14 protein-coding genes are annotated in these 20555 nt (G+C 70.3%); 7 read left to right on the forward strand and 7 right to left on the reverse strand.

Annotated features, from left to right (window positions below; translation table 11 throughout):
* Positions 1-72 precede the first annotated feature (72 nt).
* The gene (locus QQA12_RS00085; protein WP_054661268.1) at positions 73-1308 is read left to right on the forward strand and encodes a DUF4010 domain-containing protein; all 1236 of its coding nucleotides are present in this window, start codon (positions 73-75) and stop codon (positions 1306-1308) included.
* A 70-nt stretch (positions 1309-1378) separates the two neighbouring features.
* Here the strand turns inward: QQA12_RS00085 and QQA12_RS00090 are convergent, their stop codons facing one another.
* Positions 1379-2581 carry an amino acid aminotransferase gene (locus QQA12_RS00090; protein ID WP_226049902.1) on the reverse strand — a complete coding sequence of 401 codons (1203 nt, stop codon included), beginning with the start codon at positions 2579-2581 and terminating at the stop codon, positions 1379-1381.
* A gap of 194 nt (positions 2582-2775) precedes the next feature.
* On the opposite strand from QQA12_RS00090, the gene QQA12_RS00095 reads away from it, so the two are divergent.
* Entirely contained in the window at positions 2776-4872 is a 2097-nt protein-coding gene (locus QQA12_RS00095) for a TonB-dependent receptor (protein WP_226049973.1), read from the forward strand.
* A 66-nt stretch (positions 4873-4938) separates the two neighbouring features.
* On the opposite strand, the gene adhP is transcribed toward QQA12_RS00095, so the two are convergent.
* From adhP to QQA12_RS00110, 3 genes are all read right to left on the reverse strand, one after another.
* Positions 4939-5967: an alcohol dehydrogenase AdhP gene (adhP, locus tag QQA12_RS00100; RefSeq protein WP_054661274.1), complete on the reverse strand. Its 1029-nt coding sequence runs from the start codon at positions 5965-5967 to the stop codon at positions 4939-4941.
* A 112-nt stretch (positions 5968-6079) separates the two neighbouring features.
* Positions 6080-6718 (reverse strand): bifunctional 4-hydroxy-2-oxoglutarate aldolase/2-dehydro-3-deoxy-phosphogluconate aldolase, encoded by a 639-nt coding sequence (gene eda / locus QQA12_RS00105; protein WP_226049903.1) that lies wholly within the window; start codon positions 6716-6718, stop codon positions 6080-6082.
* Positions 6705-7727, reverse strand: a complete 1023-nt coding sequence (locus QQA12_RS00110; protein WP_226049904.1) for a sugar kinase — start codon at positions 7725-7727, stop codon at positions 6705-6707. The genes eda and QQA12_RS00110 overlap by 14 nt, the downstream gene beginning before the upstream one ends.
* A 272-nt stretch (positions 7728-7999) precedes the next feature.
* Between QQA12_RS00110 and QQA12_RS00115 the strand changes: the two genes are divergently transcribed.
* The gene (locus QQA12_RS00115; RefSeq protein ID WP_226049905.1) at positions 8000-10750 is read left to right on the forward strand and encodes a TonB-dependent receptor; all 2751 of its coding nucleotides are present in this window, start codon (positions 8000-8002) and stop codon (positions 10748-10750) included.
* 135 nt (positions 10751-10885) lie between these two features.
* Complete coding sequence (locus QQA12_RS00120) at positions 10886-14695, forward strand: LamG domain-containing protein (protein WP_226049906.1); 3810 nt, start codon at positions 10886-10888, stop codon at positions 14693-14695.
* A 63-nt stretch (positions 14696-14758) separates the two neighbouring features.
* On the opposite strand, the gene QQA12_RS00125 is transcribed toward QQA12_RS00120, so the two are convergent.
* The 3 genes from QQA12_RS00125 to QQA12_RS00135 form a co-directional block, all read right to left on the reverse strand.
* A complete protein-coding gene (locus QQA12_RS00125; RefSeq protein WP_226049907.1) occupies positions 14759-15355 on the reverse strand; it encodes a cysteine dioxygenase family protein in 597 nt (198 codons plus the stop codon).
* 69 nt (positions 15356-15424) lie between these two features.
* Positions 15425-17032 (reverse strand): carboxylesterase/lipase family protein, encoded by a 1608-nt coding sequence (locus QQA12_RS00130; RefSeq protein WP_226049908.1) that lies wholly within the window; start codon positions 17030-17032, stop codon positions 15425-15427.
* Positions 17029-17991 (reverse strand): alpha/beta hydrolase, encoded by a 963-nt coding sequence (locus QQA12_RS00135; RefSeq protein WP_226049909.1) that lies wholly within the window; start codon positions 17989-17991, stop codon positions 17029-17031. The genes QQA12_RS00130 and QQA12_RS00135 overlap by 4 nt, the downstream gene beginning before the upstream one ends.
* 165 nt (positions 17992-18156) lie before the next feature.
* On the opposite strand from QQA12_RS00135, the gene QQA12_RS00140 reads away from it, so the two are divergent.
* Genes QQA12_RS00140 through QQA12_RS00150 form a run of 3 tightly spaced genes read left to right on the forward strand, consistent with a single transcriptional unit; the run spans position 18157 to position 20553 of the window.
* Positions 18157-18981: a 2-keto-4-pentenoate hydratase gene (locus QQA12_RS00140; RefSeq protein WP_226049910.1), complete on the forward strand. Its 825-nt coding sequence runs from the start codon at positions 18157-18159 to the stop codon at positions 18979-18981.
* A gap of 36 nt (positions 18982-19017) precedes the next feature.
* A complete protein-coding gene (locus QQA12_RS00145) occupies positions 19018-20022 on the forward strand; it encodes a TRAP transporter substrate-binding protein (RefSeq protein WP_082595104.1) in 1005 nt (334 codons plus the stop codon).
* 12 nt (positions 20023-20034) lie between these two features.
* Positions 20035-20553, forward strand: a complete 519-nt coding sequence (locus tag QQA12_RS00150) for a TRAP transporter small permease (RefSeq protein WP_054661296.1) — start codon at positions 20035-20037, stop codon at positions 20551-20553.
* Positions 20554-20555 lie beyond the last annotated feature (2 nt).

The raw sequence follows: 20555 nt of genomic DNA on the forward strand, positions 1-20555 counted from the left end.
CCCTGGAGACCGGCGCGCGCCGTCGGGGCCTGCCGGTACTGGCTTAAAATGGGCATTCCGGAGGGAGGGGACATGGACTGGGAGCAGGCAACGCAGAGTCTGCCCGCGGCGCTCGGCATCGGCCTGCTGATCGGCGCCGTGCGCGAGCGCCAGCATGGCAATGCCACCACGCTGCAGGCAGGAGTGCGTACCCACGCCCTGCTGGCGTTGATGGGGACCGTGGGCATCGCCTTCGGACAGGCGGTATTCCTGGTCGTGCTGCTGGCGGCCGCCCTGCTGGCGTGGAGCAGTTACCGGATCACCGCGCGCGCCGACCCGGGCCTGACCGGCGAGATCGCGCTGCTGCTCACCGTACTGCTCGGCGGGCTCGCGTTCGACGCGCCGGAACTGGCGGCGGCGCTCGGGGTGGTGGTGGCCATCCTGCTGTGGGCCAAGGCGCCGCTGGCACGGCTGAGCCGCGATGTGATCAGCGACCAGGAGATGCGCGACGCGTTGCTGCTCGCCGCGAGTGCATTGGTGGTGCTGCCACTGCTGCCGGACGAGGCGATCGACCCCTGGGGCGTGCTGGTGCCGTCCAAGTTGTGGCAGATCGTGGTGCTGGTGATGGGGGTGGGCATGCTCGGCCACCTGGCGTTGCGGATGGTCGGCGCGCGCTGGGGGTTGCCGATGGCGGGCTTCTTCTCGGGCTTCGCCTCGTCGACCGCGGCGGTGGCCGGCTTCGGCCGCGGCAGCAGGGTGGCGGCCGTGCTGGTGGGTCCGTCGGCGTCGGCGGCGTTGTTGGCCAACCTGGCCTCGTTGATGCTGTTCGCGGCGGTGATCGGCACCACGTCGCCGGCGCTGCTGCGCGCCAGCGCCTGGCCGCTGCTGGCCGCCGCGCTGGCACTGCTGGCGTTCTCGCTGCTGGGCCTGCGCCACGTGAAGGAAGAGGCGGTGCCGCGTACCGCCACCGCCAAGGCACTGCGCCTCGGCCATGCGGTGATGATCGCGCTGGTGATCGCCGCCGTGCTGCTGGTGTCCGAATGGCTGCGCCAGGTATTCGGTCAGGCCGGGGCGCTGGTGGGCGCGACCATTGCCGCTCTCGGCGAACTGCACGCAGCCGCGGCCGGCATCGCCAGCCTGAACGCGTCCGGCGGCCTGCAGCTGGACGCGGCGCGCTGGGGCGTGGTGGCGCTGCTGGCTTCGGCCTCGCTGGCCAAGTCGGTGCTGGCGTTCGCCAGCGGCGGGCCGCGTTACGGCGTCGCCGTCGGCGCGGGGCTGGCGGCGATGGTGGCCGGCGCGGCGGCCACGACCTGGCTGGTACCTGCCTGAGCCGACGCAGCCGGGCATGAAAAAGCCCGGCCGTGGCCGGGCTTTTCCGGATCCTGGCGTCGGCCGCGGATCAACCGCGGCTGACGTCGTAGACCGCCTTGGCGACGTAGTCCAGGTTGTTCTGGCTGAGCGCGGCCACGCAGATGCGGCCGGTGCCGACGGCATAGATGCCGAACTCGTCGCGCAGCCGGTCCACCTGCGCCTTGCTCAGGCCCGAATAGGAGAACATGCCGGCCTGCTGCTGGATGAAGCCGAACTCCGGCGCGCCCAGGGCGGCCAGCTTCTGCACCATGCCGGCGCGCAGGGCGTGGATGCGCTCGCGCATCGCGGTCAGCTCGGCGCCCCACATGCCGCGCAGCTCGGCGCTGCCCAGCACGCCGGCCACCAGCGCGGCGCCGTGGGTGGACGGGCTGGAGTAGATGGTGCGGATGATGCGCTTGACCTGCGACTGCACGGCCCTGGTCGAGGCCGCATCCGGGCCGACCACCGACAGCGCGCCGACGCGCTCGCCGTACAGCGAGAACGACTTGGAGTACGAGTTGGCGACGATGAAGCTGTCGATCCCGGCCTCGGCGATGATGCGCACGGCCTGGCCGTCCTGCTCGATGCCCTTGTCGAAGCCCTGGTAGGCCATGTCGATGAAGGGGAACAGCTGGCGGTCCTTGAGCAGCGCGGCGACCTGCTGCCACTGCGCGGTGTCCAGGTCGGCGCCGGTCGGGTTGTGGCAGCAGGCATGCAGCAGCACCACGGTGCCGGGCTGCAGCTTCTGCAGGTCGGCGATCATGCCGGCGAAATCCAGGCCGTGGCTGGCGTTGTCGAAGTAGGTGTAATCGACCACCTCGAAGCCGGCGGCACCGAACACCGCGCGGTGGTTTTCCCAGCTCGGGTTGCTGATGGCCACGGTGGCGTGCGGCAGCAGCCTGTGCAGCAGGTCCGCGCCCACGCGCAGCGCGCCGCTGCCGCCGATGGTCTGCGCAGTGGCGACGCGGCCGCTGGCGATCAGTTCCGAACCCTCGCCGAACACCAGCTTCTGCGTGGCCTGGGTGTAGGCCGGCAGGCCGTCGATCGGCAGGTAGCCGCGCGGCTTGGCCTCGGCGGCGAGCTGCTGTTCGATCAGCTGCACGGCGCGCAGCAACGGGATGCGGCCGTCTTCGTCGTAATAGATGCCGACGCCAAGATTGACCTTGGTCGGGCGCGGATCGGCGTTGTAGGCCTCGGTCAGACCCAGGATCGGGTCGCCAGGAACCTGTTCCACGTTTGCAAAGAAGGACACGGCGGTACTCGTCACGGTGGCGGGAGGGGGAACTTCGGGACGACCGCGCAGCGCGGTCAAACCGCCCCATCCTAACAGGGCCGGGGGCGCTTGGCCGCAGGGGGTTTCAGGCGGAACCGTCGCGCACGGTCCACCGCTTGGCGGCGATCGGCGATGATGCCGGCATGAAGCGACGCAGGCGGTGGTTCCCGGTGATGGAAGTGGCAGCGGCGCTGCCGGTGGTGGCGCTGGCGGCGCCGGCCCCGGCGATCCTGGACGCGGTGCAGGTACAGGCGGCGCGGGTGCATGCGGTGGACGATTTCGACCTGCCCGCGTCGATCACCACCCAGGACGTGGACGCCCATGGCAATGGCCGCGGCATGCTGGTGTCCGAGGCCCTGGGCGGGGTGCCCGGCCTGCTGGCGCGCGAGCGGCAGAACCTGGCGCAGGACACCCAGCTGTCGATCCGCGGCTTCGGTGCGCGCTCCACCTTCGGCGTGCGCGGCGTGCGGCTGCTGGTGGACGGGGTGCCGGCGACCATGCCCGACGGCCAGGGCCAGCTGTCGCACTTCAACCTGCTTGGCGCCGAACGCATCGACGTGCTGCGCGGACCGTTCTCGGCGCTGTACGGCAACTCCTCCGGCGGCGTGGTGCAGCTGTGGAGCGCCGATGGCCAGGCGGGCGACCCCTGGCGGCTGCGTGCCAGTGCCGGCAGCGACAACAGCCGCAGCCTGGGCCTGCAGCTGCGGGGCCAGGCCGGTGCCATGCGCTACAACGTCGCCGCCAGCGACTACCGCACCGACGGCTGGCGCCGGCACAGTGCGGCGCGGCGGCAATCGCTCAACGCCCGGCTCGGGTTCGAGATGGCGCCGGGCCAGCGCCTGGACCTGCTGTTCAACGTGCTCGATGCGCCGCGCGCGCAGGACCCGCTGGGCCTGGACCGCACGCAGGTGCGCGAGGACCCGCGCCAGGCCACTGCCGTCGCCTCCCTGTACGACACCCGCAAGTCGGTGCGGCAGGCGCAGGCCGGCGCGGTGTACACGCTGCAGCGCAGCCGCCAGACCTGGCGGCTGATGGCCTATGCCGGGCAGCGCACCGTGGCGCAGTTCCTGGCCATCCCGCCCGCGGCGCAGGCCAATGCGCTGCATGCTGGCGGGGTGATCGACCTGGACGGTGGTTACGGCGGCGTGGATGCACGCTGGGCCTGGCACGGCACCCTGGCCGCGCGCCCGCTGGAACTGGTGATCGGCGCCAACGCCGACCGCCAGCGGCAGCACCGCAGCGGCCACGAGAACTTCGTCGGCGACGTGCTGGGCGTCCGCGGCCGGCTGCGTCGCGACCAGCGCGACCGGGTCGGCAACGTCGATTCGTTCGCGCAGGCCTGGTGGCAGTTCGCACCGCGCTGGTCGCTGCTGGCCGGGGCGCGCCACAGCCGGGTGGACTTCCGCTCCGACGACCGTTACATCGCAGCCGGCAACCCGGACGACAGCGGCCGCCGCCAGTACACCGCCACCACCCCGGTAGCGGGGCTGGTGTTCCGTGCAGGCCAGGACCTGCGCCTGTACGCATCGGCCGGGCGCGGTTTCGAAACGCCGACCTTCAACGAGCTGGGCTATCGCGCCGATGGCGGTGCCGGGCTGGCGCTGGACCTGTCGCCGGCCACCAGCCGCACCCTCGAACTCGGCGCCAAGTGGCGCACCCAGGCCGGCACCCGGCTGGACCTGTCGCTGTTCCACACCGATACCGACGACGAACTGGCGGTCGCCAGCAACAGCGGCGGCCGCAGCAGTTACCGCAACATCGGCGCCACCCGCCGCCGCGGCATGGAACTGGGCTGGCGGCAGCCGATCGGCGAGGCCCAGCACCTGCAGCTGGCATGGACGTGGCTGCAGGCCAGTGTGCGCGAGGGCTACCTGACCTGCTCGGGCCTGCCGGCGCCGTGCACCGCGCCGCGCAATCCAGTGGCACCCGGCACCGCGCTGCCGGGGGTGCCGCGCCAGCTGTTGCAGGCGCGCTGGGACTGGCGGCCGGATCGCTGGCAGCTGGCCGCCGAGACCGTGGCCGCGGGCGCGACCACAAGCACCGACCTGGGCGACGGACGCGCGCCGGGCTACGCACTCGTGAACCTGGAAGCGGCCCGCCAGTGGCATACCGCGAGCGGCCCGCTGCGCCTGTTCGCGCGCGTGGACAACGTACTGGACCGGCGCTACATCGGTTCGGTCATCGTCAACGACGGCAACCGCCGCTACTACGAACCCGGCCCGGACCGCAGCTGGACCCTCGGCCTGGAATGGCAGTGGTCACCGCACTGAGGCGGCGATGCACGGCCGCCGCGCCCACGGGAGGGGAAGCGGGCGACGGCGGCCATGCATGGACGGTCAGGCGCTCATGTCCAGGACCACGCGCCCTTCGATCTGGCCGGCGCGCATGCGCGCGAACACCGCGTTGATGTTGTCCAGCGTATCGGTGGAGACGGTCGCGGCGACCTTGCCGTCGGCCGCGAACTGCAGCGACTCCTGCAGGTCCAGGCGGGTGCCGACGATGGAGCCGCGCACGGTGATGCCGTTGAGCACCATGCCGAAGATGTCCAGCGGGAAGTCGCCGGGCGGCAGGCCGTTGAGCGACACCGTGCCGCCGCGCCGGACCATGCCCAGCGCCTGCGCGAACGCCTTGGGCGATACCGCGGTGACCAGCGCGCCATGGGCGCCGCCGATCTCCTTTTTCAGGAATGCCGCCGGGTCGGTGGCGCGGGCGTCGACGGTGACCGTCGCGCCGAGCCGGCGCGCCAGTGCCAGCTTGCCCTCGTCCACGTCCACCGCCGCCACGTTCAGGCCCATCGCCCGCGCGTACTGCACGGCCATGTGGCCGAGCCCGCCGATGCCCGAGATCACCACCCAGTCGCCGGGCTTGGTGTCGGTGACCTTCAGCCCCTTGTAGACGGTCACCCCGGCGCACAGCACCGGTGCGATCTCGACGAAGCCCACGCTGTCGGGCAGGTGGCCGACGTAATCGGCGTTGGCCAGCGCGTACTGGGCGAACCCGCCATTGACCGAGTAGCCGGTGTTGCGCTGGCTTTCGCACAGCGTTTCCCAGCCGCCGAGGCAGTGTTCGCAATGGCCGCAGGCCGAGTACAGCCAGGGAATGCCGACGCGGTCGCCCTCGCGGACATGGTGGACGCCCTCGCCCACTGCGACCACGTGGCCGACGCCTTCGTGGCCGGGAATGAACGGCGGCTCCGGCTTCACCGGCCAGTCGCCCTCGGCGGCGTGCAGGTCGGTGTGGCAGACGCCGCACGCTTCGATCTTCACCAGAATGTCACCGGCCGCCGGGCGCGGTACCGGTACTTCCTCGATGACCAGCGGCTGGCCGAATGCACGCACCACCGCGGCCTTCATTGTCCTGTCCATGCGCGATCTCCGTGGGGGAACGCGCCTACTCTCGCGCCGTCCGCGTGCCACCGCATTGATCGTGATCACGCCCTGGAAGCAACGGCGCGGTGGCCGACGGACGGTCGCCGGTTCAGCCGGCCAGCAGTGCCGCCTCGCGCGCCAGGCGTTCGATCCCGGCCCAGTCGCGCGCCGCCAGCAGATCGCGCGTGGTCAGCCACGAGCCACCGACGCACAGCACGTTGGGCAGGTGCAGGAACTGCGCGGCGGTCTGTACGCCGATGCCGCCGGTCGGGCAGAACCGCACGTCGCCGAACGGGCCGTTCCACGCCGCCAGCATCGCCGTGCCGCCGGCCTGTACCGCGGGGAAGAACTTGAACGTGTCCAGCCCCTGCTCCAGCCCGCGCATCAGGTCCGATGCGGTGGCCACGCCCGGCAGGAACGGCAGGTCGGTATCGCGCGCGGCGGCATACAGCCGGTCGGTGGCGCCCGGCGAGACCGCGAAGCGGCCACCGGCGGCCTTGACCTGCGCCATCTGCCGCGCGTCGAGCACGGTACCGGCACCGATCACCGCGTCGGGCACCGCTTCGGCCATCGCCCTGATCGCGTCCATGGCAGTGGCCGTGCGCAGGGTCACTTCGATCACCGGCAGGCCGCCGTGGAACAGTGCCTGCGCCACCTGCACGGCATCGTCGATGGACCCGGGGGTGAACACCGGGATCACCGGTGCCAGTTTCAGGACAGCGCGCACGCGCGGATCAGCGCCGGACATCGAATTTTCCTTCGCCCACCAGGGCCATCACGTCGGCGACGCCGACCGGGTTGAAATCGCCGGGAATGGAATGCTTCAGGCAGCCGGCGGCCAGGCCGAAGCGGATCGTGGCGTCGGCGTCGAAGCCCTCGATCAGGCCATGCAGCACGCCGGCGGCGAACGCGTCGCCGCCGCCGATGCGGTCGACGATGCCGGTCAGTTCCGCATCCGGCGCGACCGCGCGGGTGCCGTCGCGGCCGAGCAGCATCGCGCCGAGCGAGTGGTGGCCGGCGCTGTGCGCGGTGCGCTGGGTGCAGGCCATGTACTGCAGCCGCGGGAATGCGGCGAATGCCATCGCCGCGGCCGCGTCCACGCGCGCCCGTGCGTCGGCCTGCGCGAACTGCCCGCCCAGCACCACGCCGATGTCGCGGTAGTCGGCGAACACGATATGCGCGCAGTCGAACAGATCATGCAGGATCGCCCTGGCGTCACCGCCCCAGCGCTCCCACAGCTTCGGCCGGAAATTGCCGTCGAACGACACCTTGATGCCCGCCGCGCAGGCCGCGCGCGCGGCCGCCAGGGTGGCCTGCGCCGCCTCGGCGCCGAGCGCCGGGCTGACGCCGGACAGGTGCAGCCACTGTGCGCCGCGCAGCAGCGCCGGCCAGTCGTAGCTGTCGGCGCGCGCGCTGGCGAAGGCCGAATCGGCGCGGTCGTAGACCACCTCGCTGGGCCGGTGCCCGGCGCCGGTAGTCAGGAAATACAGGCCCATGCGGCCGTCGCCGCGCCGCACCCGCGTGGTATCCAGCCCGTGCCGGCGCAGCTCGCCGCCGACCGCCGCGCCCAGCGGGTTGTCGGCGACCACGCTGACCATCGCCACGTCATGGCCGAAGTGCGCCAGCGAGACGCCGACGTTGGCCTCGGCGCCACCGCAATGCACCTCCAGCGCCGGGGTCTGCAGCAGCAGCTGGTGGCCGGGGGCGCCGAGCCGCAGCAGCAGCTCGCCGAAACAGACAACACGGGGGGAACTCATCGGGACTCCTGTCGCGGTCTACACGGGCGGGAATGATGGCACGATAGTTTGACCATCGGTGTCATACACGCCGAAATGTCCCTTGTCCCTGTCGATATCGGCGCCGTAATGTCCCAAAGACAAGGGGTTGCGGGCATTTCCCCGCCTGTTGCAGTGCAAGATGCTCCCTCCCGGAGCTCCTGCTACTTTCGGTTTTGACTAGCGGTGTCATATGCCTTTGGCACTACAGGAATCGCCGCTTCGCATGTAAACCTTTGGAGAGGGGGAAACACATGTATCCACACAGCAAGCAGAAAAAGACACCGGTTACCTTGCTCGCATTGTCGATCGCGCTGGCGCTGCAGGCCGGCGCCGCCGCCGCCCAGGACGCAGGCGCCGCCGCCACCGAACTGGACACGGTGACCGTCACCGGCTACCGCGCCAGTGTCGAGAAGGCGCTGGACATCAAGCGCGGCGAAGCCGGCATGGTCGACGCCGTGGTCGCCGAGGACATCGGCAAGTTCCCCGACAGCAACCTGGCCGAATCGCTGCAGCGCATCCCCGGCGTGGTCATCACCCGCGATGGCGGCGAAGGCCGCCAGATCACCGTGCGCGGGCTGGGTCCGGATTTCACCCGCGTGCGCATCAACGGCATGGAAGCGCTGAGCACCGTCGGCAGCAGCGACGGCCAGGGCGGCACCAACCGCAGCCGCGGCTTCGATTTCAACGTATTCGCCTCGGACCTGTTCTCGCAGCTGATCGCGCGCAAGACCGCCTCGGCCGACGTCGAGGAAGGCTCGCTCGGCGCCACCGTGGACCTGCGCACCGCACGGCCGTTCGACTATGACGGCTTCACCCTCGTGACCAACGTGCAGACCGCCTACAACGACGCCTCGCAGGCGGCGATGCCGCGTTTCGCCGGCCTGATCGCCAACAGCTGGGCCGACGGCAAGATCGGCGCGCTGCTGTCGGTGGCGTACTCCGAGCGCGAGACCGTGGAGGAAGGCACCGGCACCGTGCGCTGGGCCGGCGGCACCACCAATGGCGGCTTCAATCCGAACTCCGCGTTCAAGGAGGCGTTGAAGTCCGACGTCTATGCGCCGCGGTTCCCCCGCTACACGCTGATGGAGCACGACCAGAAGCGCCTGGGCGTGACTGGCTCGCTGCAGTTCAAGCCCAGCGACCGCACCACCTTCAGCCTCGATGCGCTGTACTCGAAGATCGACGCCGAGCGCGACGAGAAGTACATCGAGGCCAATGGCCTGAGCAAGTCCGACGCACTGGGCAAGCGGGAAATCCTGGTCAATGCCGGCGAGGTGCGCAACGGCGCCCTGGTCTACGCGCAGATGGACAACGTCGATATCCGCGCCGAGAACCGCCACGACGAATGGAGCACGGATTTCTACCAGGTCAGCCTCGACGGCGAGCACAGGCTGACCGACAGCTTCACCCTCAGCGGCAGGGTCGGCACCTCGCGGTCCAAGCATGACAACCCGGTCCAGGCGACCATCATGATGGACAAGCTCAACGTCAAGGGCTACAGCTACGACTACCGTGGCAACGCCAACAAGCCGGTGTTCAACTACGGTGTCAGCCCGACCGATCCGAACGGCTGGACCCTGTCCACGATCCGCCTGCGCCAGAACTACGTGACCAACGAGTTCCACAACGGCGAGCTGGATTTCTCGTGGGTCATCGGCCCTTCGTTCACCCTGAGCGGCGGCGTGCAGGGCAAGAACTACAGCTTCGATTCGATGGAGCGCCGGCGTGTCGGCAACGAGACCGCGGTGCCGAACTTCAGCACCGGCAACAAGATCGTGCCTGCCGACATGACCGAGCTGGCCAGCCTCGGCGGCCTGGCCGGCTCGCCCGGCACGTGGGTGGTGCCCAACTTCGGCGCCATCGCCAGTATGTTCGGTGTCCTCAACGGCGAAGGGATCTACGCATTGGCCGACTACGCGGCCAGCATGCGTGGCGTCGAGGAACAGGACCGCAGCGGCTGGCTGATGGGCAAGTTCTCCACCGAGATCGGTTCGATCCCGGTGTACGGCAACGTCGGCGTGCGCCATGTCCGCACCAAGCAGACCTCCTCGGGCATCGCCACCGCCAGCGGCACCCCGCTGGCCACCACCGTGACCCGCGAGTACAACGACACCCTGCCCTCGCTGAACGTGGTGGCCGAACTCACCCCGGATTTCCTGCTGCGCTTCGCCGCGGCCAAGGTGATGTCGCGTCCCGGCCTGGGCAGCCTGACCCCGGGCGTGACCGTCAACGTCAGCGGCAGCGCCAAGACGGTCAGCGGCGGCAACCCGATGCTCGACCCGGTGCGCGCCAAGAGCTACGACCTGGGCCTGGAGTGGTACTTCGACGAAGGCGCCATGCTCGGTGCCACTTTGTTCTACAAGGACATCGGCAGCTACATCCAGAACACCCGCGAAACCCGCGTCTACGCCGACAGCGGTCTGCCGGCCAGCCTGCTGGACAACCTCAACGCCAGCCCCAGCGACGAGTTCACCTTCACCGTGCCGGTCAACACCCCGGGCGGCAAGCTGCAGGGCGTGGAGCTGAACTACGTGCAGCCGTTCACCTTCCTGCCGGGCAAGTGGTCCAACCTGGGCACGCAGCTGAACTACACCTACGTCGATTCGGACATCCAGTACCTGCTGTCCTCCGGTGCGACGGCACAGAAGGCGGCAATGACCGGCCAGTCCAAGAATTCGTGGAACGCGACGCTGTTCTACGAAGGCGAGCGTTTCTCCGGTCGTGTTTCGGCCACCAACCGCAACGACTACCTGATCCAGGTGCCGGGCACCGAGGCCGGCTTCAACAGCGACGCCAACGGCGTGCATGGCCAGAGCGGCACCACCATCGTAGATGCGTCGATCCACTACCGCATCAGCGACCAGCTGGAGCTGAGCCTGGAAGGCGCCAACCTGACCAACGAGGCACAGGAATCGTGGGTGGCCAACCCGTCGGTGTCGCTGCCGCTGGAGTACAGCCAGACCGGACGCACCTATACCCTGGGACTGCGTTACCGGTTCTGATCATGGCTGCGCTCCCGGCGTGTTGCCGGGAGCCAGCCGATGGTGCGACGCAGGATGTGATGACGCGTTGGCGTCGCTAACTTGGCCCACCGCGCGCGGCGCAGGCAACCGCCGCGCGCTTCCAAGAGACGCCCGATGTCACCACGTAACGCCTGCTCCCCGCTCCGCCTGCTGCTGCTGGCTTCGGCGCTGTCCGCCGCTCTCCCGGCGGCGGCGCTTTCTTCCCCGCCGAACCTGCTGTTCCGCGTATCGGCCGACCACGGCTTCGTCGCCGACCAGGCGCAGGGCGATGCCGTCCCCAACTTCCAGGACAGGGTGAGCCTGGTCGACGATGGCGCCCACGGCCGCGCGATCCGCTGGGAGGACGACGGCGTGCTGTCGTGGAACGCACCGGGCAACATCCGTGCCGAACGCGGCACCCTGTCCTTTTTCTGGCGCTCGCGCTACGCCGTGGGCGAGGCCCCGTTCGTGATCTTCCGCGTCGGCTACGCCGACCACAGCAGCTGGGACATGACCTGGCTGCGCATCGACTGGAACGGCCATGGCTTCGACGCCTTCGTCACCGACGCCAACCTCGCGCGGACCCGCGTGTCGTTCCGCCTGGACCGCAACCCGTCGCCCGAACAATGGCAGCACATCGCCTTCGCCTGGGACGAGGACGAGGGCGTGCGCCTGTTCCTCGACGGCCGCGAGGTGGCGCGCGTGGACACCACCGGCGACTACGACGCCGCGCTCGACCAGCTCGGCCTGGCCGGGCGGGTGATGGCGCCGTACCAGGTGCAGAGCCGCTACAACTTCCTGCGCGGCAGCGACTTCGACGAGATCCGCGTCTACGACCGCATGCTCGCCACCAGCGACGTGGCCGCGCTGGCGCGCAACGACGCGCCACGGGCGCAGGAGGGCACCGCGTCCTCCTCGCAACGGGCCTGGTGGCACCGCCATGGCTGGGACGGCGCGCCGCCGCCGGTACTGGAGGCGGCGGTGACCACGATCCGCAAGGTCGAGTTCGCCGATGTCCGCGACAAGAAACAGTGGATGTGGAAGGGCACCGACGGCATCGCCGAGACCACCTGGCCGGGCGTCTACAACCGCTCGCGCCTGCCCGGCCGCAACGACTACTTCCAGCTGCCGGACTGGAACACCTATGTCGAGGGCGGCCAGCACCTGGACCTGACCGTGCCCGATGGCGAAGCCATCAACCGCATCGAGATCCGGGGCGCGGCCCACGGCGAACTGCGCGGCAGCGCCGGCACCCTGTTCACCCGGCCCCGCGGCATGGTCCGCAGCGTGGACGGGTTCGCCACGCAGACCGGCGGCACGCTGCGCTTTTCCAACGTCGAACAGGAAACACCGATCCAGGAGATATGGGGTTACCACGTCAGCGCTGCCGCCGAGCCGCAGGGCACGGTCAAGCAGCGCTACCTGATCGACAGCCGGGTGCTGCCGGACTACACCAACATCGCCGCGCTGCGCGACTACATCGACGGCCGCTTCGCCCCCGACGAGCGCAGCGTGGTGATGGCCCTGCCCAAGGGCGCGGGGTCGCGCCGGCGCACGGCCGATTCGCTGCCGGCACGGCCGCAGCCGATCGTGCATGTACTGGTGCCATCCGGGGTCGGCGACGCGCCGGCGGCACAGCCGCTGATCCGCAGCTGGGCGCACAGCTGGGAGAACATGCACGATGGCCTGGACGGCATCGCCATCGACCTGCCGGCGCTGGACCTGGCGGCCACCCACGACGGCCCCGACGGCGCGGTGATCCCGCTGAACATCCGCATCAAGGACCCGATCTGGCCGGCCCGCGACATGATCGACGTGTCGGTCTCGGTACGGCCCGGGCAGCCGCGCACGCTATGGCTGGACCTGCGCGACCGGATCCTTACCGCCGACAGCCTGTGGATCTCCATCGCCTCGGCCGCGCCCGGCTTCAATGCCGCCGCGCTGGATGGCGCCGAACTGCGGCTGGTGTTCAAGGACCGCCGCCAGGCGCTTGCCGAACACCTGGCCGACCGCTTCAACCAGGTGCGCGACAACTGGGGCTTCCTGGTCGAGGAGCACACCACTTCCAAGCGCCAGCGCCTGTATGCGCGCGTGTACGCCGACCTCAGCGACCTGCTGCGGGTGGACCCCGACCACGCGCTGGGCCGGCTGTACTGGAACTACATCAGCTACAACAGCCAGGGCCGGCCACCGTTCCAGCAGCCGCAGCCGCCCGCGGGCGTGCCGCTGTGGGCGTTTCGCCAGGTGGAGGACCTCAGGCGCGTGCGCCGCTTCGTCGACTGGTGGATCGACAGCCGCCAGGTCGAGTACGGCGATTTCGGCGGCGGCATTTCCGACGATACCGACCTGACCCAGCAGTGGCCGGGGCTGGCGCTGATGGGCGTGGAGCCGGAGCGCCTCAATGCCTCGCTGACCGCGCTGTCCGACGCGGTGTACCGCAACGGCATGTTCGCCAACGGCCTGAGCACCATCGAGACCGACGAACTGCACGCCTACGAGGAAGGCATCAACGCCAACAGCGCCATGCTCTACCTCAACTGGGGCGACCCGCTGACCGTGGAGCGGCTGATGCACACGGTGCGCGCGTTCGACGAGCGCATCATCCTGCGCAACCCGCAGGGCCACCTGCTGTTCTCCAGCAACTGGTTCGGTGGCAACAAGGTCTACCGCGAGCCGAACTGGCAATGGCAGAAGCCCTATTCGTTCCCGGCGCTGCACCCGGCGTTCCTGATGGGCGAATACAACGCCGATCGCACCGGCCGCGCGCTGGTCACCGGCCTGGCCGACAGTTACCTCGCCCACGCCCATACCGACGACACCGGCCGCTGGACGCTGCCGAACGAGATCAACTGGGCCACCGGCAAGACCCGGGGTGGCGAACTGAACCAGGGTTCGGGCGCTGGCGACGTCATGCACACGTTCTGGGCGGCCTGGCGCTGGAGTGGCGATGACAAGTACCTGCAGGCGCTGGACTACCGCGTGCAGCGCGGCGGCCCCGGCGCGCTGGCCAACCTGGGCGAGAACTTCATCGACGTGCTGGGCCGCCAGCAGGACTGGGGCCGCCAGCTGGTCGCCGCCGCCGACAAGGGCGACACCGGCTTCGCCGCCGTCACGGCGTGGCAGCTGAGCGGCGACAAATCGTATCTGGAAGCCCTGCATGCCGAAGGCATCCAGGCCAAGGCCCAGCGCGAGTACATGAACACCGAGGGCCACTGGTGGAGCGACCGCGTCGAGGCGCCGAGCGAATTCCTGCAGCGCCTGCGCCTGGGCGGCATCGCACTCAAGCGCAACCAGAGCTTCCCCGGGCACACCGTGAGCTGGCGCTTCGCCCGGCCCGGGGCCGCCGAGCAGGTGGCGCTGCTGGTGCACGCGCCCTCGCGCGAACGCTTCAAGGTGATCGCCTGGAACATGGCAGACGTGCCGCTGGAAGCGACGATGACCGGTTGGAACATCGCCGCCGGCACCTGGCGCATCAGCAGTGGCATCGACCGCGACGGCGACGACCGGATCGACGGCAAGCCGCAGGTGCGCGAGGTGGAGCTGGAGCGCAGCGCATCCACCGCCCTGCGTTTCGCACCGAAGCAGGCGCACGTGTTCGAGTTCGAGCGGATCGCGGCGGGCACGCCGGTGGAAACCCGCGCCGACCTGGGCATCGGCCGTGGCGACCTGCAGGTCGAGGACGGGCGCGTGCGGCTGACCGTGCACAGCCTCGGCCATGTCGCCACCCGGCCCGGGTTTGCATGGGTGGAGGATGCACGCGGCCGCGAAGTGGCGCGCGTTGCGATCCCGGCGCTGGAAGCGCCATCGGACCTGCAGCCGCGCACGACCACGGTGGAACTGGCGTTGCCGCCGGGTTTCCAGCGCAGCGGCGCCAGTGTGCGGGTAATGCAGGAAGGCGGGATCGAGGAAGTGACGCGGCTCAACAACCGCCTGCCGCTGCGGTAGGCGTCGCGCACCGCCGGCAATGCCGGCCATCCCCCTCTCCCGGCGGGAGAAGGGGGACCGGCGTCACCGCGTATCGGTCTGCAGCACCCGGCGCTCGCGCCGGTACCCGTCGGTGATCCCGGGCTCGGGAACGAACACCGTGCAGTGCTCCATCGGCCCCTGGTAGACATGCACCGAGATCGCGATCTCATCGTCGCTGGCGTTGCACAGCACATGGAACTCATCCGGCGGGATCAGGTTGCCGGCACTGCCGCGCGCGCCGTCCACGGCGGCAAGGGGCTGCAGCCGGGCGATGTCGCCGTGGTCTTCGCACAACCGGTACGGGGTGATCAGCAGCGTGCCCTGCCACACGCCCTCCACGCACCACAGGCCGTCATGGTCGTGCAGCGGCGTGCCCTGGCCCGGCCCCCAGGTCATGGCGATGATGCTGTAGCCATGGCGCGCGCTGCGGTACAGCTCACGGCGCGCGTAGTGGTCGCTGATCGGCTCGTGCACGCAATCCGGCAGCACGATCGCCGGGTCGGCGATGGCCTGCCGCAGCACCTGTTCGACCCGCGCCACCGCGGTGGCGACATCAGCCGTGGCCAGCGCGGCGTCGATGGCCGCCACCAGCCGCTCGCGCCCGCTGAAGTCGAAGTAACCATTTGCATCTGAAATCATGCCGCCAGTCTAGGGCAAAACGGTGAACGAACCGTTCGCTGCCGCTCATGGCGGGGTGGCATGTGTGGCTCATGAGGTGCCGCGCTGCACGAACGGCACCTGCGCGTACAGCCGGCGCTCGCCGCCGCGCGGATCATCCTGAAGGCGGCTGTCGTCGTCGAACACCAGGGTCTGCCGGCGTTGCAGCGAGTACGGCGCCCAGTGCGGCAGCCCGCCATGGTTGGGATCGCCATGGCGGGCGAACGCCAGCAGCGCATCGCTCATCGCATCGGCCATGCGCGTGGCCGATGCGGTGGCACCGGTGCGCGAACCGGGCTGGCGGGTGTTGTGGAATACCAGCGGGATGTCCAGGGTGTGGAAGGCACGCAGCCGGTCGGCGTCGCCGCCACGGTCGTACCAGTCCAGCTGGTAGGCCCAGGTCGGCGCACCCTGGCGCGCGCGCGCCTCCAGTTCCTCCACCGCACCGCGCCACGAGCGTCCGGCGGTGGTCGCGGCGAAGAACACCTCCGACGCCGTGTAGTGCGGGTACATCCGCCGGTAGGCGGCGATCACCTCCGACGCGGGAAGGTCCACGAACTGTTCGCGCTCCAGCTTCGCCGGCAGCGCTTCCCAGTCCAGTGCGAAATTGCGCGGGTCATGGCCGAGGAAGGCACGGGTCTCGTCGCGGGTATTGCCGATGACCATGGGAATGGCGGCCGACTGCAGCGGCGCCTGCGGCCAGAACGGGTGCGTGGGCAGATGGCGCGCGTCCAGCACCGGGCCGAAGTACAGGCCGGTGTCCTCGACCCACGACGGGTCGCGCAGTTTCACCGCTTCCAGCAACGCCTCCATGGGCAGCGTGCGCAGCGCCTGCGGGTCGCGCAGGCCGAAGTGCTCCAGCACCCGTCGCGCACGCTGCGTGGCCGCGCGCGGGCCGGCGGCGGTCACCTGCTGGCCGCTCATCGTCCAGGCGCGGTGGAACAGGCCCTGCGCCGCCGGCATCGCCATCAGCGTGGCGATCTTGGCGCCGCCGCCGGACTGGCCGAACACGGTGACGTTGCCGGGGTCGCCGCCGAACTCGACCGCGTGCTGGCGCACCCACTGCAGCGCCTGCACCAGGTCGAGCTGGCCGGCGTTGCCCGAATCGGCGAACGCCTCGCCGCCGAGCCCGCCCAGGTACAGGTAGCCGAACACGTTGAGCCGGTGGTTGACGGTGACCACCACCACGTCGCCGCGCCGGCACAGGGCACTGCCGTCGTACAGCGGGTCGCTGCCCGACCCGTTGTTGTAGGCGCCGCCGTGCAGGTACACCAGCACCGGGCGGCGGCCACCGTCGCGCAGGGCCGGAGTCCACACGTTGAGATACAGGCAGTCCTCGCTGCCCGGCCCTTCGCCGCTGGTCTGCGGCGCGGCCGGGCCCCAGGCCAGCGCGTCGCGTACGCCGCGCCAGGGGGCTTCCTGTACGGCCTGCTGGAAGCGCCGGGGGGCGGTGTCCGCGCCATACGGGATGCCGCGGAACACATGGATGCCGTGCTCCGTCTGCCCGGCGATACGGCCCCCGCGCACGCGGGCGAGCGGGCTCGGGGGCATGCGCGCGGCCGCGGCCGGCAGCGCGGCCGCCAGCCCGGCGCCGAGCGAGCACAGCGTGCCGGCGCGCAGGAAATGCCGCCGTCGCGGATCGCCGGGCAGGGCGGTCATGGCGCGCGCTCCGGCGCCTGTGCGGCGATCCAGTCGCGCGCCAGCCGCGGCCATGCGGCGGCGCCCAGCCCGGCGATGCCCCGGGTACCGAAGCCATGGCCGCCGTACGGGAACACATGCAGTTCCGCGGGCACGCCGGCCCGGTGCAATGCGGCGTAGAAGCCGAGGCTGTTGCCGACCGGCACCGCGGCGTCGTCGCCGGCGTGCACCAGGAAGGTCGGCGGGGTGTCGGCATGCACCTGGTGCTGCATCGAGTAGCGCCGCCGCAGCGCTGCATCCGCATCGGGACCGAGCAGGCGGTGTTGCGAGCCGGGGTGCGTGTCGGCGCCGTCCATGTCGATCACCGGGTACACCAGCAGCTGGAAATCCGGGCGTGCGCTGGTGCGGTCGATGGCGTCCGTGGCCGGATATGCCGGTTGTCCGAAGCCGTTGCCCAGCCGTGCGGCCAGGTGCCCGCCGGCGGAGAAGCCGATCACGCCGATGCGCCGTGGATCCAGTTGCCATTCGCTGGCGCGGGCACGGATCAGGCGCAGCGCGCGCTGCGCATCGGCCAGCGCCGCATCGCGGTCGTCACGGCCCTCGCCCGGCAAGCGGTAGCGCAGCACGAACAGGGTGATGCCGCCCTCCTCGACGAAGGCCGGCACCAGCGCCGAGCCCTCCTTGTCCAGCACCACGCGCTGGTAGCCGCCGCCGGGGGTCACCAGCAGCGCGGTGCCGTTGGGGCGGGCCGGCCGGTACATGACCAGGTAGGGCGCGCTGACGTGGGTGATGTAGCGGTCCGGCAGCGCCGGATCGGCGCTGCGCTCGACGATGCGGGCGGCCTCCGGCAGCGCTTTGTCTCCCGGTGCCAATCCAGCCGGCCACAGCGCGATCCGCTGTGCCGATCCCGCTGCCGGTTCGCCGTCCGGGGCGGTGCCCGCGACAGCGGCGGAAACCCCGTAGGCCAGGATAAAAGCCATGAATAACAATGATCTGCCGATTCTGAGCAGGGACATGGGTACTCTCGCGATGCGGAACGGGGACGGCCGTGATGCGTTGCGTATTGCCATATGACACCGGTTTACCATATACAGCACCCACAGCACTGTCGATGGGCGGTGCAGCAACGCCACCAGGAGAGCCACTTGAGCAACGATCAAGGCCGACAGGATCCGTCCGCCGCGCTGGACGACATCGCCCGCCAGTTCGTGGACGCGCGCCGCGCCGGGCGTTCGCTCGCCGCGTTCCCCGGCGGGATCCCGGCCGACCTGGTGACCGCTTATCGCGTGCAGGACCTGGCCATCGGCCGCTGGGACGATGCGGTGGTCGGCTGGAAGGTCGGCTATATCGCCCCCGAGCGCCGCGATGCGTCCGGCGACGAGCGCCTGCTCGGCCCGGTGTTCGCACGTCAGCTCTGGAATGCTACCGGTAGCATCGTGGATATCCCGGTGTTTTCCGGGGCCGGCGGGTTTGCCGCGGTCGAGGCCGAGTACGTGCTGCAGCTCGACGCCGATGCGCCTGCCGACAAGCTGGAATGGACCGCGGAGGAAGCCGCCGCCCTGCCCGCGCGCCTGTTCACCGGGGTCGAAGTGGCCAGCAGCCCGCTGGCGACGATCAACGTGCTGGGGCCGCGGGTGGTGGTGTCCGATTTCGGCAACAACAACGGCCTGGTGCTGGGCAACGCGATCGCCGACTGGACGCGGCTGGATGAAGCACGCCTGCTGGCGCGCACCGAGATCGACGGCGTGGTGGTCGGCATCGGCGGTGCCTGCAACCTGCCCGGCGGCCTGCGTGCGGCGTATGCGTTCGCGCTGGCACGTTCGGCGCGCCGCGGCCGGCCGCTGCGCCGTGGCGACCTGATCGCCACCGGCAACGCCACCGGCATCCACGACATTGCGGTCGGCCAGCAGGCCGTGATCCGCTTCGAGGGCCACGGCGAGATTGCCTGCAGGGCGGTGGCCGCCGGCTGACCGGCGCATACGGTGGACATGGGTGGAGGGGGTACGATGATCGATCGCAGGACATTTCTTGCCACCGGCCTGGGCGCGCTTGCCGCGCCGGCGCTGGTGGCCTGTTCGGGCGGGGCGCGCCAGGCGGTGGGCGACGGGCGCGTGCTCACCGCCACCGATGTCCACGTGGCCGACTACCCCACCGTCACCGCGGTCAGGTGGATCGGGCAGCAGCTCGAGCGCGAGACCGGTGGCCGGCTGCGGCTGGCGCAGTACCACTCCGGCCAGCTTGGCCGCGAGTCGGAAGCGATCGACATGGCGCGTTTCGGCGCCATCGACATCACCCGCGTCTACTCGGGGGCGTTGAACAATGCCTTCCCGCTGACCCGCGCGCTGTGCCTGCCGTACGTATTCGATTCGGTCGCGCACATGCGCCGCGCGCTGGACGGCGGCATCGCCGACGCGGTGCTGGCCGGCTTCGAGCAGCGCGGCCTGGTCGGCCTGGCGATCTATGACTCGGGCGCGCGCTGCTTCTACAACACCAAGCACCCGATCGTGGCGCCGCGCGACCTGCACGGCCTGAAGCTGCGCGTGGCCAGCTCGGACATCTTCCTGCAGCTGATGCGCCTGTTCGGCGCCAACCCGACGCCGATGTCGCTGGGCGACACGTTCTCCGGCATGGAGACGCACATGATCGACGGCGCCGAGAACAACATGCGCAGCTTCCACTCCAGCCGCCATTTCGAGGCCGCGCACTACTGGTCGGAAAGCCAGCATTCGTACGCGCCGGACGTGCTGCTGATGTCGCGGCGCAGCTTCGACGCGCTGGCCCCCGGCGACCGCCGGCTGCTGCTGGACCTGGCGCGGCAGTCGGTGCAGGTGATGCGCACCGAATGGGATGCGTCCGAGGACAAGGCGCGGCAGGCGGTGCTGGCCCACGGCGTGAAGGCCAACGCGGTGGACATCGGCGCGTTCCGCGAGGCTGCCGCCCCGCTGCTGCGCGATTACCTGCAGCAGCCGGAGATCGCCGCCCTGCACCGTCGCATCCGCGATTTCGCCTGAGGATCCGCAGCGATGACCGAAGCCACTTCCCGCAGTACCCAGGCCGGCCCGCAGCGCGCGCTGGAAACCCTGGCCACCGTCGTCATCCACGTTGCCGTCGTCGCCCTGCTCGGGCTGGTGGTGGTACAGGGCTGGCAGGTGTTCGCCCGCTACGTGATCAATGATTCGCCCAGCTGGACCGAGCCGGTCACCCTGCTGCTGCTGAGCACGGCGATGAGCATGGGCGCGGCCGCCGGCGTGCATACCCACCGCCACTTCGGCTTCTTCCTGCTGGCCGACCACCTCAACCCGCTGGTGCGGCGCGTGGTCGATGCGCTGGTGCCACTGGTAGTGGCCGCCATCGGCGCGGTGATCGCCTGGTGGGGCTGGGTGCTGTGGATCGACGGCCTGCACATCAAGACCGCCGGCGCCAACCTGCCGCAGAGCGTGAACTACCTGCCGCTGAGCCTGGGCGGCGCGCTGATGGTGGTGTTCGCGTTGAACCGGCTGTGGCTGGCGCTGCAGCCGGCCGCCATCGAAGGAGACCGCTGAAC

The sequence above is a fragment of the Stenotrophomonas sp. 17(2023) genome, from assembly GCF_030345315.1.
Classification (GTDB): domain Bacteria; phylum Pseudomonadota; class Gammaproteobacteria; order Xanthomonadales; family Xanthomonadaceae; genus Stenotrophomonas; species Stenotrophomonas acidaminiphila.

Excerpts from the sequence above, each read along its gene's own strand:
- QQA12_RS00085 (WP_054661268.1), top strand. The coding sequence starts at position 73 with ATGGACTGGGAGCAGGCAACGCAGAGTCTGCCCGCGGCGCTCGGCATC.
- QQA12_RS00095 (WP_226049973.1), top strand. The coding sequence starts at position 2,776 with ATGGAAGTGGCAGCGGCGCTGCCGGTGGTGGCGCTGGCGGCGCCGGCC.
- adhP (WP_054661274.1), bottom strand. The coding sequence starts at position 5,967 with ATGGACAGGACAATGAAGGCCGCGGTGGTGCGTGCATTCGGCCAGCCG.
- eda (WP_226049903.1), bottom strand. The coding sequence starts at position 6,718 with ATGTCCGGCGCTGATCCGCGCGTGCGCGCTGTCCTGAAACTGGCACCG.
- QQA12_RS00110 (WP_226049904.1), bottom strand. The coding sequence starts at position 7,727 with ATGAGTTCCCCCCGTGTTGTCTGTTTCGGCGAGCTGCTGCTGCGGCTC.
- QQA12_RS00115 (WP_226049905.1), top strand. The coding sequence starts at position 8,000 with ATGTATCCACACAGCAAGCAGAAAAAGACACCGGTTACCTTGCTCGCA.
- QQA12_RS00120 (WP_226049906.1), top strand. The coding sequence starts at position 10,886 with ATGTCACCACGTAACGCCTGCTCCCCGCTCCGCCTGCTGCTGCTGGCT.
- QQA12_RS00125 (WP_226049907.1), bottom strand. The coding sequence starts at position 15,355 with ATGATTTCAGATGCAAATGGTTACTTCGACTTCAGCGGGCGCGAGCGG.
- QQA12_RS00130 (WP_226049908.1), bottom strand. The coding sequence starts at position 17,032 with ATGACCGCCCTGCCCGGCGATCCGCGACGGCGGCATTTCCTGCGCGCC.
- QQA12_RS00135 (WP_226049909.1), bottom strand. The coding sequence starts at position 17,991 with ATGGCTTTTATCCTGGCCTACGGGGTTTCCGCCGCTGTCGCGGGCACC.
- QQA12_RS00145 (WP_082595104.1), top strand. The coding sequence starts at position 19,018 with ATGATCGATCGCAGGACATTTCTTGCCACCGGCCTGGGCGCGCTTGCC.
- QQA12_RS00150 (WP_054661296.1), top strand. The coding sequence starts at position 20,035 with ATGACCGAAGCCACTTCCCGCAGTACCCAGGCCGGCCCGCAGCGCGCG.